7 protein-coding genes are annotated in these 15,073 nt (G+C 58.5%); 4 read left to right on the top strand and 3 right to left on the bottom strand.

All coding sequences use genetic code 11. The annotated features are described in order from the left end of the window. Window positions 1–106 precede the first annotated feature (106 nt). The 4 genes from SFU85_04805 to SFU85_04790 all read left to right on the top strand — a co-directional run bounded on the left by SFU85_04805 (window position 107) and on the right by SFU85_04790 (window position 10,978). Window positions 107–7,408 (top strand): toxin TcdB middle/N-terminal domain-containing protein, encoded by a 7,302-nt coding sequence (locus SFU85_04805; GenBank protein ID MDX6766087.1) that lies wholly within the window; start codon window positions 107–109, stop codon window positions 7,406–7,408. Between the two features lie 41 nt (window positions 7,409–7,449). Then, a complete protein-coding gene (locus SFU85_04800; protein ID MDX6766086.1) occupies window positions 7,450–7,908 on the top strand; it encodes a hypothetical protein in 459 nt (152 codons plus the stop codon). A 491-nt stretch (window positions 7,909–8,399) separates the two neighbouring features. Further along, window positions 8,400–9,413: an aspartate-semialdehyde dehydrogenase gene (locus tag SFU85_04795; protein MDX6766085.1), complete on the top strand. Its 1,014-nt coding sequence runs from the start codon at window positions 8,400–8,402 to the stop codon at window positions 9,411–9,413. A gap of 308 nt (window positions 9,414–9,721) precedes the next feature. Continuing rightward, complete coding sequence (locus tag SFU85_04790) at window positions 9,722–10,978, top strand: glutamate-5-semialdehyde dehydrogenase (protein MDX6766084.1); 1,257 nt, start codon at window positions 9,722–9,724, stop codon at window positions 10,976–10,978. A 192-nt stretch (window positions 10,979–11,170) separates the two neighbouring features. Here SFU85_04790 and eutC read toward each other — a convergent pair whose 3' ends face one another. From eutC to eat, 3 genes are all read right to left on the bottom strand, one after another. Beyond that, on the bottom strand, window positions 11,171–11,956 hold the full coding sequence (gene eutC / locus SFU85_04785) for an ethanolamine ammonia-lyase subunit EutC (GenBank protein ID MDX6766083.1): 786 nt from the start codon (window positions 11,954–11,956) through the stop codon (window positions 11,171–11,173). Between the two features lie 129 nt (window positions 11,957–12,085). Then, window positions 12,086–13,462 carry an ethanolamine ammonia-lyase subunit EutB gene (locus tag SFU85_04780; GenBank protein MDX6766082.1) on the bottom strand — a complete coding sequence of 459 codons (1,377 nt, stop codon included), beginning with the start codon at window positions 13,460–13,462 and terminating at the stop codon, window positions 12,086–12,088. An 86-nt stretch (window positions 13,463–13,548) separates the two neighbouring features. Next, window positions 13,549–15,033, bottom strand: coding sequence for an ethanolamine permease (gene eat, locus SFU85_04775; protein MDX6766081.1), 1,485 nt, complete (start codon window positions 15,031–15,033; stop codon window positions 13,549–13,551). Window positions 15,034–15,073 lie beyond the last annotated feature (40 nt).

Below are 15,073 nucleotides of genomic sequence, written 5' to 3'. Positions count from 1 at the left end.
GAGCCTAAACAAGCCAGGCGCTTCTGACGACAAGGTAAACGCGTCATTGATAGTGAAAGCGTGCATCTTTCAGCGGGCAGCGCTTGCTCATCAAGGATTTTAGGCCATGCACATCGATAATCTTTGCTTCAATCGCAGTTTATTCCTGCGCATTTTTGGTTTTAGCCATGTCTTCTTTACTGGCTTCATAGCCATCGGACAGATTGCGGATCCCAATCCAGCTGGGATGGCGGAAGATGCACCCATCGAGGCTTCAGTGCCGAATATTGTGAGTGAATCTAGCAGTCAAGAGACCATAAGTTCGGATGCTACAGTCTCAAAAAACGCTCCCTCAACAGGAAAAGTCAAGGATGTCCCGGTAGACGAAACCGCCGCCCTGGCTTCAACAGCCACCGCTGGTTCTTCCTCCTCTGACAGCAGCACGGAAAACTCCGGAGGAGGTCTTTCGGAGGGCGCAAGGATGAATTTTCAAACGGATTTGCACACAGGGCGATTTTCTTATGGTTATCCGATTCAGGTGGCCCCGGCACGCCAGGGGGCTGAACCCAAGCTGTCCATTGCTTATAATTCCTCTGGTGGAAACGGCCCTTGCGGGGTTGGTTGGAGTTTGGAGTTGGGCTACATTCAGCGCAATGGAAAGAAGGGCGTTCCAGTTTCTTGGTCGGGCAGCAATGCCCTTTCTCAATATGATGACAATAGGGGCTTTGTCATTTCTTTCGGTGGAGTCAACGCCGAGCTGGTCAAAGTTCCCGACGCCACAGCTCCGGGAGGGTTCGTTTACCGGGCCAAAACCGAGAGTGCTTTCCTGAATTGTGTCTACTCCGCCGGCTATTGGCTGATCACGGATCGTTCAGGTAACAAGTTCTACTTTGGCCAAGCGGCCAACTCCCGCATGGACAATCCCAAACCCGGCTGGAATACCGGAAATGGCACCGGAACTTTCCGCTGGGCATTGGACAAAGTAGAGGACGTCAATGGCAACATCACCCTCATCACCTATTCCAACGATGGTGGGGCTCTTTACTTGCAAAAAATCGAATACAATGGACACGTTTCCGGTCTGGGTGCCACACACCTTGTGGAATTCGAACTGGAAGACCGTGATGACGACTCACTCGACTTCCGGGCTTGCTACAAAGTTGAACAAAAAAAGCGCTACAAAGAAATCCGAGTCAAGGTAGGTGCCGGTTTGGTGCGGAAATATGTGCTGGGTTACGCAACCTCGAACTCGACTCTGCGCTCACGTCTGATTTCCGTGACCCAGTATGGCGCGGATGGCACCAGTGCACTCCCTGCCACCACCTTTACCTACCAGGACAAACCTTTGGAATTTGAATCCCAAGCGGTCGAGTGGACGGGAGTATCCGGGCAGGGGGACAATGCCGAAGACAAGCGAAGCCTGCGATCCTTCGATGGGACAAAAACCCGCGGCGACCTTGTGGACTGGGACGGGGATGGTTTGCCGGATCGAATCAATCGCAAGGCCGCTTCACCTTACGACCGCTACATTGTCCAGTACAACAAAGCTGGGAAAAACGGTCCCACGCAGTTTACCCAAGAGTTTCTCATCCAACCCTTGAGCGGCAACCAGACCAGCACCACGTGGAGGAGCCTCAAGGGAGAGAACAATGGCTCCATCGTGATGAATATGCTCGATCTCAACGGAGATGGCATACCCGATCGGGCCTACCAGGAGAATACTGGCCCTTACGATCGGATTTACGTCCAACACGGCAAGGGCCGGCAAGGCACTGATTCCCTCGAATCCAGCCCGGTTGCCTACACAGGAATCGATGCCGAGGACGCTTCGTCCACTTGGCGAGCGCTCGGCAAGAATAACGACAAGGAAGTTTCCATGTTGGACATCAACGGCGATGGATTTCCCGACCGAGTTATCAAACCGAAGAACACCCCTTACAACTACTTTTGGGCCCAAACCCTTGAGGGAACAACTTTCAGCCCACTCAGGAAATGGACCAATTTTCAGCCCTACAGCACCGATAACTCATGGTCCAGCATCTTTGGCCGCGACAATTCCGGCGATACCAGCAGCGGCTTTTTCGACATCAATGGGGACGGTCTGCCTGACCGCGTGGCCCGTAAAGACACTTCCCCCTACAACCAGTTCCAAGTCCAATACAACAACGGAGCGGGTTTTGAGGACCCTGTCTGGTGGGGCCCCCTCGTATCCGAAAACACGGGAAATGCCTGGAATGCTCCCGTGGGGCGCGAACAACTGAAGGTAAATACCACCCTGCTCGACATCAATGGAGACGGTCTGCCCGACCGCGTCAGTCGTCGCCCCAATGCCCCTTACACCAGCTTCCGGGTTCAACTGAATACCGGTACCGGCTTTGCCGCTCCTTTTACGTGGAACAACGTAATGAGCGAACTTCCCACTGAGCAAAAGTGGCAAAGCGTCAGTTGGATGGACACTTCCTACACAGCAGTCGATCTCTTGGACATGAATGGAGATGGCCTGCTCGACCGCGTCGTCCGCAAGGCCGCCCCACCCTACGACCGCTTCTTTGTTTACTACAACAAAGGTCCCTTCCCCGATCTCTTGAGCGGCATCACCAACGGCCTGGGGGCCACGACGGCAGTCTCCTACCTCCCTTCCACTGCCTACGACAACCGGGACAAACCCTGGACTACCGATCCTTGGACGGAAAAAGCCAAGGGACTGCTGCCCTTCCCCGTCCAAACCGTCCAATCGGTCACCGTGAATGATGGTATGGGCAACATCGGTACCACCACCTACACCTATATGGGTGGCATGTTCGATGCCGTCGAACGCGAATTCCGTGGCTTTTACCAGGCTTCCATGACCGACCCCAGTGGTATGAAGACGGTCAAATACTTCCACCAATCCGGAGGACGCGACGGCTCCACATTGGGTGAATTTTCGGACGCTGGCTCCAAAGCCAAAAAAGGCATTCCATTCCTTACCGAAACCTACGGCAGTGATGGTAATCTTTACTCCCGCCAGCTCAACAAAGTCGAGGAAGTCGTTTTGGATTCCACCACAGGCTGGACCTTTCCCTACATCGCCCAGACCATCAGCCTGACCTATGCCGGCACTTCGCCAACAGGAGGGGCCTACCGCGCCACTTGCCAGCAGTTTGAATACGACGGCGGCAACATCGCCACGGCCAAAAAAGGCAACCTCTCTAAAACCACCAATCTTGGCGAAGTGGGATCGGTCAACCTGGCCAACCACTCCTTTTCCGACATCCTCCCCGGCGGGGCCTCTGACACAGTGGTCAACGAGATGGTTTTTGCCAGCCTCTCGAACGCCTACATTACGGATAAGCCCGAGTATGTCCGCATCAAAAACGCCTCAGGAACCGCGCTCCGGCAGACCAAGTTCACCTATGATGGGGCAACTGGTCGCGTGCTAACGGAACAAGTCTGGCGTGACTCGGACAACACTTGGCTCACATCCCTTCAGTTCAGCTATGACGTCTATGGGAACATCGAAACCAAGACCGAGGCCAATGGTGTCTGGACCTACCTGCAATACGACCCCACTTACCGCACCTTCCCCGTCACCCAGCAAAAGGGATCCTTTACTTCTTCCACGGAATACGATGCCCGCTCCGGCCAGATCACCCGCGCCACCGATATCCGGGGCATGGTCGCGGAATCTTCCTACGACACCTTCTTCCGCCTGACCGAAACCCGCATCTCCACCACCCCCGGCGGTCCGGCCAATCTCTGGCGCACGCGCACGTCCTACCTTCTGGGAGGCATTGATGGCGCGGGCAATTCCCTCAACCGCATCCGTGAGCAAGTTTACGATCCCAATGACACCGCCAACGGGCATGAAACGTACACATATGCCGATGGCATGGGCCGTTCCATCCAGCAGCGTGTCGAGGCAGAAAACGGCCAGTTCCGCGTCACCGATACCTTCTACGACGAGGCCGGACGGAATTACTACACCACCCTGCCGGTGTTCAGCGCCGGGTCCTCCTTCACCGCCTTCAACCCCAGTGCCCCCGGCACCCTGACAGAATTTGACGCCGCCAACCGTCCCTTCCGCACCACCCCGCCGGACGGGGAAACCGGTTCCCCCACCGCGCCCGTGGTCACCCAGTTCAGCATCGGCGGCGACCCGTGGACCGTTCGCACCCTTGATCCCATGGGCAAGGCCCACCGCGCCCTCAAGGACGCCTACGGTCGCGTCCGCGTCATTGTCGAGGAAACCGCCGCAGGCGACCTGACCACCGACTACACCTATGACCCGGTCGGTAATCTGGTCCAGACCACCGACCATGCCAACAATGTCACCCAGATTACCTACAATTCCCTCGGTCAGAAGACCGGCATGACCGAGCCCAACATGGGCACCTGGTCCTACGCCTATGACACTGCAGGACGTTTGATCTGGCAGGAAGACGCCAAGGGCAACGCCGTCTACTTCCACTTCACCGACCCCCTCGGACGCATCAGCCAGAAGGATGTTTACAACCATCTCAGCGTCCTCACCTCCACGGTCACCTACAGCTACGACAGCGGCAGCAGCGGCTACACCGTCGGCCCCGGCCAGCTCCACCAGATCACCGACTCCCAAGGCTGGGAAAAGTTCTCCTATGACGCCCGCGGTCGCGTCATCAAGAGCACCCGTTACCTCAACGTCACTTCCAGCGCCTACACCGTGGAGACCACCTACGACGAAGCCGACCGTCCCCAGACCGTGACCTATCCGGCCAACTCAGCCACCCTGGCCTACACCTACGACACGGCCGGTCACCTCGTCCAGATCCAGTCCACTGCCGGAACCGGTGGCACCGAGGTCTTCTATTCCAATCCTGTTTGGAATGTCCTCGGCCAGCTCACCTCTTCCCAGGCAGGCAACGGCCAGACCACCACCTACGAGTATTACCCCAACTCGAAGCGTCTCAAGCGGCTCGTCACCCGTGCTGGGACCAATCCCGCCCTTCAAGATCTGACCTACACCTACGATGAAGCTTCCAATATCAAGAGTATTGCCGATGCCGTGTCACCCTCCGGCTCCGCCAGCCAGAGCTTCTCCAACGCCACCTACGACGACCTCCACCGCCTGACCTCCCTGACCTCCGTCGGCATGGCCGGAACCAAGTCCTATACCTATGATGCCATTGGCAACATGGTTTCCTCCCAGGAAGGCGCGGTGCCCACCACCTACACCTACGGAAGCAGTCGTCCCCACGCCGTAACCCAGGCCCATGGCAAGACCTACGCCTACGATGCCAACGGTAGCATGACCATCCGGGGTGACCAGACCCTCACCTACGACCCGGAAAACCGCCTCGCTTCCGTCACCGGAGGCAATGCCACCACAACTTTTGGTTATGCCCATGACGGCTCCCGCCTGTGGAAGTACAATGGAACCCACTACACCATCTGGATCGGCGGCATCTACGAGATCAAGGACGGCAAGACCCTCTGCCATGTCCTGGCCGATGGCAAGCGCCTCTGCACCTTCGAGCCCGCCGGAGGCATGGCCGATGCCATGGGCATCCTCCCCGGTATCGCCGACCTGGCCCATCACGTCCAACAAGGCATCGACTGGCTGCTGGAAATGCAGCGCTACCCCCTGACCGTCACCCTCCTCGGCTTGATCGGCCTGCTGTGCCTCATGCTGGGAGCCAACGGAATGTTCACCGCGAACCGCCGTCGCCAAGGCTATGGCGGTCAAGAGCTCGCGAAGCACGGCGGTGGAAGGAGGACCGGAGTCCGTTCCTTCGCCCGCACCATCCTCCGCGCCACCGGTGGACGGTTCGATTCGGTTTGTCGGAGCGCGGGCGTCCCGCCTGCCCCGGCGGGCATCCTGCCCGCCGGTGCCTCTTTCCTCACCCCTCCGCTTTCGTCCGGCACGGCCACCCTTGCTCTTCCCAACCCTGAATTCACCCTCTCATGGTTTTCCGCCGTCCTCCGTCATCCGTCCACTGTCGTCGGTCCTTACGTCCCCACCCCGTGGAAAACCTTCTTTGTCCAAGTCGTCTGTTTCCTGACCTTCCTGTCCGTCTTCTTCTGCTCCTTCCCCGCCCATGCGGTCAACCCGGTCTTCACGCCGGTGTTTTATTACTACCACAGCGACCACCTGGGATCGTCGAGCATCATGACCGACCGGTCCGGGGAAGTGGTGCAGAAATACACCTACACGCCCTTCGGGCGGGAACTGTCCCAGGACAACACCCAGGCCTTTGAAGTCAGCCACCGGTTCACCGGGCAGATCTTCGATGAGGACACCGGGCTGTATTATTTCAACGCCCGGTATTATGACCCGGAGTTGGGACGGTTCATCTCGGCGGACACCATTGTGCCCGATCCCCAGAACCCGCAGACCTTCAATCGTTACGCGTATTCGCTGAATAACCCGCTCAAATACGTCGATCCCAGCGGGCACGAGCCGATCACCATCACAGCCATTGTTGTTGGCATCCTCATCGCCACGGCGGTGGGGGCGGCAGCGGGAGCGGCCGTAGCTGCGGCCCAAGGCGGTAACATCGCCATGGGGGCCTTAACGGGGGCGATATCGGGATTTTTGGGGGGCTTGGGGGCCCTGGGAGGACCGGCCGGAGCGATAGCGGCCAGTGCCGCCGCAGGGGCCATCAATGCGGCCATCACCGGAGGGGACATAGCCCAAAGTGCGTTGGTGGGAGGGATAACCGGAGGCATCAGCTTTGCCGCCTCCAGTCTGACCCAGGGCTTGGTCAAGGGGATCGCCGACCCTGTGATCCGGGGAGCCATTCAGACCGGGGCTTCCACGGCCACTGGAGCGGTCACCGGAGGAGTGGGCTCCGTGCTCATGGGTGGGGACTTTTGGCAGGGGGCGGCTGTTGGGGCTGCGACGGGTGCAGCCATCGGAACAGTCTCTGCGACAATTGAATTCATCGGAAATTCCACGGAATCTTCCCATGGCTATATGTCAGCGCCACGTGGCCAATCCAGAACAGAATCACAAATATCCCAAGGAAATGGGGAAATCTGGTATGGTATTGATCAAGATGGTCTAAGAGAGTTTAGTCGAACAGGTGAAGGTAAAAAAATGTGGCAATCGTTAGCTACGGATGAAAGGATTACTCTAGTCCTAAACCCAAGAGTAGAAAGTTTTCAGCAAGCCTTAGCATCACATAATCGGGTATACTTGAGTATTCACTCTACTGAATCCGGAGCGTTGCAGTTCGCAAACAACAATTCATTAACTCTCACACAAGCTATAAGAGGTGCAAATGTTAAGGCTAGTGTTTTAGGCATAAATGCATGTAGCCCTTTAAAGCATTTGAATGCCTTCAATGGCCTAAGGCTTCCTTCGACTGGCTACAAATGGCTTAGTGGACCTGCTCTGGGGAGAAACCCAGCTAATACAGACATCTTTATGGGGCTCGTAAACGTTCAAAGAGAAATAGCTGGCAAGTAAAACAACTAGTTATGAGACAAATGCTAGTCTACAATCTCTTCGTGTCTTCAATGCTGGCATTTATGGTGGTATTGACTGGATGTAATACTAATGAATCGGAATATTTAAGCGTATCGCGGATCAGGCTAGCAGACGGCTCAGCATACATGATGAATTACTTTTCAGATAAAAAGATTACAAAAATCGAGCTGAGAAATATTCGGGTTTCCGACAAAAGCATTCAAATCATTGATCAAAGCTTGTTGGATTCATTCAGTGGCATGCTTTATGAAATAAATGCTTCTGGCGGTTCAGTCATGTCAATAGAAGAGTATGATTTAATCATTCATTACAAAAATAAACATGGATCAAAAGGTTTGCTGAGGCTCGGAGTCATTTACAGCGAAGATTCAAACCTTATGATTCGAGGGCGTTCCGTTGACGGAACCATAATCGGCGATTTTTATTGTCAAAATAAAATCTCTGATTTTCTGAAAAACCTTATCAAGGATATTCGATAACATATCAGTGGGGTCAGTCCGTGAAAACTGAAATATGACGGAAGTTGTGGGATGGGTTGGACGGCGAGCGGGCGGGCTAGCCCCAGCCCGGAGGGTGATGGCGGCACCTGTCCGCCTCCTTCGTCGTCCCTTCCTTGCGTACCTCGTCCCGATAGGCGCGGTCGCTCCTCCTCGAGTCCGGGCAGGTGGCACTCATCACGCGGGCCACGGGGGCTTATCCGGATAGGCTCTTAGCCGGATCGATTGAATAGAAATCGCGCACAGTCGCAGAGACGCCGAGGAGAAATGGAGCGGTTTTGGGGAGAAAAGGGATTCACTGAACGGTGATCAAAAAAGAGCTTCTCAACCGTTATCTGCCTCCGTGTCCTCAGCGCACTCTGTGGTTGAAGTTATGGACGTGCCCTGAGGGCGCGGAGGCCGCGAGGCCTCGGGTTTTTGTGCTCGGAATCACTTGCCTGGACTCCTTCCAAGGCCTACTCTTGGAGCCCTTTATGGCCATCAAGGGACAACAAATCGCCATTGTCGGAGCCACCGGTGCGGTCGGGGTGGAAATCCTCCGCGTGCTCGAACGCCGCCGCTTCCCCGTGGCCGGACTCAAGCTGCTGGCTTCTTCCCGCTCAGTCGGCAAATCCCTCGATTTCCAAGGCAAGCCGGTCGCTGTGGAGGAAGTTTCCGCCGCCGCTTTCCAGGGCATCGACATCGCCTTCTTCAGTGCCGGGGCCACCCGCTCGCGTGAATTCATCCCGGCCGCCCTGGCTGCCGGGGCCTGGGTGGTGGACAATTCCTCCGCCTTCCGCATGGACCCGAAGGTTCCGTTGGTCGTTCCCGAGGTCAATCCGGGGGATCTTTCCAACGGATCGCGCCTGATCGCCAACCCCAATTGTTGTGCCGCCATCCTGGCCACCGCTATCTGGCCGATCCACCAGGCAGCGGGCATCAAAAAAATCGTCGTCTCCACCTACCAGTCCGCTTCCGGGGCCGGGGCCCAGGCCATGCAGGAACTGGAGGACCAGGTGCGCGAACACGTCGCCGGACAGCCCATCACGCGCAAGGTCTTCCCCCACCAGATCGCCTTCAATCTCTTCTCCCATAACACGAAGGTAGCAGACAACGGCTACAACGAGGAGGAGAACAAGCTCATCGAGGAGATCCGCAAGATGTTCCATCTGCCGGAGCTGGCCATCGTCCCCACCTGCATCCGCGTGCCCGTCCTGCGGGCGCATTCGGAGTCGGTCGTGCTGGAACTGGAAAAGCCGCTCACTCCGGAAAAGGCCCGGGAAATCCTCTCCAAGTCCCCCGGCGTGAAGTTGGTGGACGACGCCGCTGGAAACCACTTCCCCATGCCCATCGAGGCCAGCGGCGACCTGGACGTCCATGTCGGACGGATCCGCCGCGACCTGTCCTCGCCGAATGGCCTGGCCCTGTTTGTCTCCGGTGACCAGCTCCTCAAGGGGGCGGCCTGGAATGCGGTGCAGATCGCCGAGGAACTGGTCAAGGCCGCCTGATTGAGATTCTGATACGGGAAGATACAGTTTGCGCCACAGAGGACACAGAGGTCACAGAGGGGAAATGGGTTGGGCATGACTAAAGCATTTTGCATTTCATCCGCTACTCGTTCTCATACTCTTTCTCATTCTCGTGCTCTCTGAATGGGAGAGAACGAGCACGAGAGCGAGTAAGAGAAACGATATGAAACCTCTGCCAATTAAACGCCATGCGCTCTAAAAAGGCTATTTTACCTTCAGGTGATTACAAATTTATCAGAATTTACCTCTGTGTTCACTGTGTCCTCTGTGGTTAATGTGATGATCCCATGGCTGACTTGAAACAGACGCTTGAAACCCTGGGACGCGACGCACGACTGGCCGCGCGGCGGCTGGCTTATGCCTCTACGGACGAGAAGAACCGTCTGCTCGGCTTCCTGGCCACGACCCTGGATTCCCGTCGTGGGGAATTGGCGGCCGGCAACGCCATGGATCTGGCCGCGGGCAAAGAAGCGGGCCTCTCGGCGGCCATGCTCGACCGCCTTGAGTTCACTCCAAAGCGCATCGACGCCATGATCCAGGGGGTGCGCGACGTCATCGCCCTTCCCGATCCGGTGGGTGACGTTTTGAAAGCTTGGACCCTGCCCAGCGGCCTCGCGATGCAGAAAGTGCGCGTGCCCATCGGAGTCATCGGCATCATTTACGAGTCCCGTCCGAACGTGACCGTGGACGCCGCCATCCTCTGCTTGAAGACGGGCAACGCGGTCATCCTTCGTGGTGGCAAGGAAGCGTTCCATTCCAATCGGGTGCTGGGTGATTGCATCCGGGCCGCAGCGGAACAGGCCGGACTGCCCGCCGGGGTTTGTGCCATTGTGCCGACGACCGACCGCGAGGCCATCGCGCTGCTCTGCGCCATGGACCAGCACATCGATTTGATGATCCCCCGCGGTGGCTACGGTCTGATTGAAACCGTCGTCACCCACGCCCGCATGCCGGTGCTGAAACACTTCCATGGGGTGTGCCATGTTTACGTGCATGAGAAGGCCGATCCGGCCATGGCCGAGTCGGTCGTGGTCAATGCCAAGACCCAGCGCCCGGGCACCTGCAACGCCGCCGAGACGTTGCTGGTCGACCGATCGGTGGCGGCAACCGTTCTTCCGAAAGTCGCCGTTGGCTTGAAGGCCAAGGGGGTCAAGCTTCTGGGTGACGCCGAAGTGTCCGGAATTCTGGGAGAGAAGCTGTCCGAACCGGAGAATTGGAAGACTGAATACCTCGACCTGGTCATGGCCGTGAGGGTGGTGTCCGGGTTTGATGAAGCGGTGGACCACATTGAGACGTATGGTTCCCATCACAGCGATGCCATTGTGACCGGTGACGCCGGGGCGGCGGAGCAATTCATTGCCCGGGTCGATTCGGCGGCGGTTTTTTGGAATGCTTCCACGCGGTTGAATGATGGTGGGGAATTCGGCTTTGGGGCCGAAATCGGCATCAGCACGGACAAGATCCACGCCCGCGGGCCGATGGCGTTGGAGGAATTGACCAGTTACAAGTACGTCGCCCGGGGCAACGGGCAGATCCGGGCCTAGAGCCGCATCCTTTGGGTTGGCGACAAAGTGCCTTACGGGAGGGCGAAGCTCCTGGCTCCCCCGTAAGCCTTCGGGGCTGAGCCGCCCTTGGAATAGAGACATCAAACCGGCTCGGCAGGAGCCTCGCCCTCCCGTTGGTCCTTTCGCCCAGTCAATGGGGTTTGGTATATGAGTACGAGAACGAGCGGCTGATTATAAAGTAGTCGGATTATGAACGGGGAGGACCGGAACGGGGTCCGATCCCAGCATGGATTCTTCGTCCTTCAGTTGAACCCCGCTCAATCCCAGACTCCTTGAGCGCAGCATGAGGGAGGCCAGCTTGGCGGCCGCCTGTTCGGGGACCAGGCCACCGGCCCGGATGTTGGATACGCAATTGCGATCGGCGTCGTTTTTCCCCGGCACCGGGTCGAAGGTGAAATAAGCTCCAAGGCTGTCGCCTCCGCCCAGGCCGGGGCGCTCCCCGAGCAAAATGAGGGCGATGCGGGCGTGGAGGAGATGGCCGACCTCGTCGGAGAGGGCCACGCGGGCGTTTTTCACCACGACGAGCGGGGCCAAGGACCACCGGGCTGCGGTCAGTCGATCCACCAGGGCATGGACCAGGGGGGCTGCGTTTTCATGAACCGCTTGGGCGGAAAGGCCGTTCGAGAGGATGATGGCCAAATCGTGGGGCTTGGCCATAGCGGCATGTGAGAGGATCGATTCCCGGGAAGGTTCGTCCAGACGGCGTCCCAGATCCGGCCGCCGGAGATAGGTCTGAAGGTCGGGGGCGGCACTGTTCAGGGAGAGGACGGGGAGTCCGGTGGGTGCGAGGGCCGTCCGTAAAAGCTCGTCAGAGAAGGGGGATTGCACGGCATCGCGGGCATGGGCGTGGGCCAACCGGAAATCGAGCAAGGCCCGGGTGGGCAGACTGCCGCCGCTGCGTCCGAGGGCGATCCGGGCGTTGGTCAGTTGGCGGAGATGGGTCCAGGAGTCGGGCATGGGGGAGGGGAGTTTTTTACCGCGAAGAGCGCGAAGAGCGCGAAGAAAAATGGGTGTTTATGTGGGAGTAGACGCAGGTTTTTTAAATGGTTTGTCTATCAAGCTTTGTGTTCTTTGCGCACTTCTCTGTCAAATCTGTTCAAGAAGGGTGTGGGTACTACTGGTGGGGAGGAGCCGGTTGTCCGGGGATTGGATCTTCATTTTTTCCAGCCAAACCTCGAACTCCGGGGCTGGACGGAGGCGGAGGGCCTGACGGAGGTAATGCAGGTCGTGGAAGGAGGTGGATTGGTAGTTGAGCATGATGTCGTCCGCCCCCGGAACACCCATGATGTAGGTGCAGCCCGCCACCCCGAGCGAGGTCAGGAGTGCGTCCATGTCGTCCTGGTCGGCCTCGGCGTGGTTGGTGTAGCAGACGTCGCAGCCCATGGGCAGGCCGAGCAGTTTTCCGCAGAAGTGGTCCTCCAGTCCGGCGCGGAGGATTTCCTTGCCGTTGTAAAGATACTCCGGGCCGATGAAGCCGACGACGGTGTTGACGAGCAGGGGTTGGTAAGCCCGGGCCACTGCGTAGGCCCGGGCTTCCAGGGTTTGTTGGTCCAACCCGTGGTGGGCGTTGGCGGAGAGGCAGGATCCCTGGCCGGTTTCGAAATACATGACGTTGTCACCGAGGGTTCCGCGCTGGAGGGAAAGGGCCATGGCCCGGGCTTCGGCCAGCATCCCGAGAGTGATGCCGAAGCTCTTGTTCGCGGCCTCGGTGCCGGCGATGGACTGGAAGACGAGGTCAACCGGGCTCCCCTTTTCCATGCACTGCATCATGGTGGTGACGTGGGCCAGAACGCAGGATTGGGTGGGGATCTGGAATTGGGTGATGAGTTCGTCGAGCAGGCGCAGGAGGGTGTCGGCGGCCGCGACGCTGTCGGTGGCGGGGTTGATGCCGATGACGGCGTCACCGCATCCGTAGAGAAGGCCGTCGAGGGTGGAGGCGGCGATGCCCCGGGGGTCGTCGGTCGGGTGGTTGGGTTGGAGCCGGGCACTCAGGCGGCCGGGGAGTCCGATGGTGTTGCGGAATCGGGTGATGACCCGGCATTTTTGTGCGACCAGCACCAGATCCTGGTTGGCCATGATCTTGGAGACGGCCGCAACCATCTCCGGGGTCAGTCCGGGGGCCAACGCCGTGAGTTCGGCTTCGCCGGTTTCATAGCGCAGGAGCCAGTCGCGGAAAGCGCCCACGGTAAAACCAGCCACTGGAGCAAAAGCGGCGCGGTCGTGGGTGTCGCAGATGAGGCGGGTGACCTCGTCCTCGTCATAGGGAATCAGGGGTTCGTCGAGAAAAGCCTGGAGGGGAACATCGGCCAGCGCAATTTGTGCGGCCACGCGTTCCTCGGCGTTGGCGGCGGCAACCCCGGCCAGATCGTCACCCGATCGCCGGGGGGTGGCTTTGGCCAGGAGATCGCCCAGCGATGAAAACAGATGGACTGTTTTGCCGATGGGACAACGGTAGCGGCTCATGGCGGATGTGGGCAGCAGGCGGTGGGCCTTCCGTTGCCTGGTGCCGACCGTCCGTTGTCCCTTGGCTGGCTCCCTTTGGCAAGGGGTTACTTGTGGGCCAGTTCCTTTTCCGCTTCGGCCACCAGTGCGACTTCCTCCTCGGGCGCCTTGGCGACGAGGCGCTTGGAGCTGTAGAGGGCGAAGTAGACCAGCATGATGACGAGGAAGATGGCGGTGCCGATGACTCCGGGTCGGTTGGATTCCACCGCCATGGTGGCGGCCAAACCGATGACGGCCAGGGTCACGCCGATCACCGCGCCGGGGACACCGAGCGGACTCTTGTAGGGGCGGGGCATGTCCGGGCGGGTGATCTTGAGTTTGATATAGGCCGCCATGACCACGGCGTAGGAAATCACCGCGCCAAAGACCGACATGCTCAGGAGCGCGGCCCCGACCGTCTTGGTGTCGATGCTGCATACGAGCGCAATCACGAACCCGACCACAGCGCTGAGGATGAGGGCGCGGTGGGGGGTGTGGGTGGTTTTCCCGGTGACCGAGATCCATTGGGGGTAGTAACCCGAGCGGGAGAGGGCGAAGAGCACGCGTCCGGCGGCGTAAATGACGGTGTGGAAACTGGCGACCAAGCCGACAAGTGCGATGATCGTGAAGGCGGCCGTGGTGAGACCTTCGCCGAAAATGGCCTTGAAGCCGTCGGGAAGCGGGGCCCCGGAGGCTCCCATGGTAGCGGCTCCTCCCCCGACACCCGTATTCAAAACCAAGGTGAGGAGGGCCAGAACCACCAAAGTCGCAATGCCGTAGATGAGTGCCTTGGGCATGTCCTCGACGACATTTTTGGTTTCTTCGGCCGCGAGAGGGAGTTGTTCAATGGCGAGGTAAAACCAGATGGCAAACGGGATGGCGGCGAAGATGCCGTAGGATCCGAAGGGGAGGAAGGATGAGCCGCCTTCCTTGGGTTCGATGTTCATGAGGAGGTTTGGATGGAACGACCCGGTGGCGAGGGCAAGCACGAAGAAAGCAAGGAGGACGGCAATGGCCAGGATGGTGACGATGAGTCCGACTTTGAAGGTGATTTCGACCCCTTTGATATTGATCACGGTGAACACCGCATAGAACGAGGCCCACCAGACCCACAGCGGAACCGCGGGAAGCAGGGTATTCATGAATCCCCCAATGAAGAAGACGATCACTGCAGGAGTGAGCACATACTCGATGGTATCGCTGACCCCCACGAGCATTCCGCCCCAAGGGCCGAAGGCATTACGGGCAAAAGAGTAGAAGCCACCCGCGTGCGGCAGCGCAGAGGAGAGTTCGGCGATGCTGTAAACCATGCAAATGTACATGACCGTCATGAGCGCGGTGGCGATGGCCATGCCCCCGAATCCCCCGGCCCCGATGCCGAGGTTCCAGCCCGAATACATTCCGGAAATGACCGCTCCCACACCCAGGGCCCAGAGCAGGATCCATCCGGCGTGTTTCTTCAGCTTGCGCTCATCCAGATAGGAGGCGGCGACATCAACATATTTGATCCCAGCGGTGGGAGTGGAGGAGGGGACGGCGGGGTTGTTTTCCATGCATACGGCCAAGCATTGGACATGCCAGAAGCTTGGGTGG

Source organism: Candidatus Methylacidiphilales bacterium (genome assembly GCA_033875315.1).
GTDB lineage: Bacteria > Verrucomicrobiota > Verrucomicrobiia > Methylacidiphilales > CAZTYG01 > JANRJG01.
The sequence above is the reverse complement of the archived record's forward strand: the minus strand, read 5'-3'. Positions and strand labels throughout refer to the sequence as shown.

What these genes read in the sequence shown, in the direction of transcription:
- SFU85_04805 (MDX6766087.1), top strand. Translation starts at nt 107, where the DNA reads ATGCACATCGATAATCTTTGCTTCAATCGCAGTTTATTCCTGCGCATT.
- SFU85_04795 (MDX6766085.1), top strand. Translation starts at nt 8,400, where the DNA reads ATGGCCATCAAGGGACAACAAATCGCCATTGTCGGAGCCACCGGTGCG.
- SFU85_04790 (MDX6766084.1), top strand. Translation starts at nt 9,722, where the DNA reads ATGGCTGACTTGAAACAGACGCTTGAAACCCTGGGACGCGACGCACGA.
- eutC (MDX6766083.1), bottom strand. Translation starts at nt 11,956, where the DNA reads ATGCCCGACTCCTGGACCCATCTCCGCCAACTGACCAACGCCCGGATC.
- SFU85_04780 (MDX6766082.1), bottom strand. Translation starts at nt 13,462, where the DNA reads ATGAGCCGCTACCGTTGTCCCATCGGCAAAACAGTCCATCTGTTTTCA.
- eat (MDX6766081.1), bottom strand. Translation starts at nt 15,033, where the DNA reads ATGGAAAACAACCCCGCCGTCCCCTCCTCCACTCCCACCGCTGGGATC.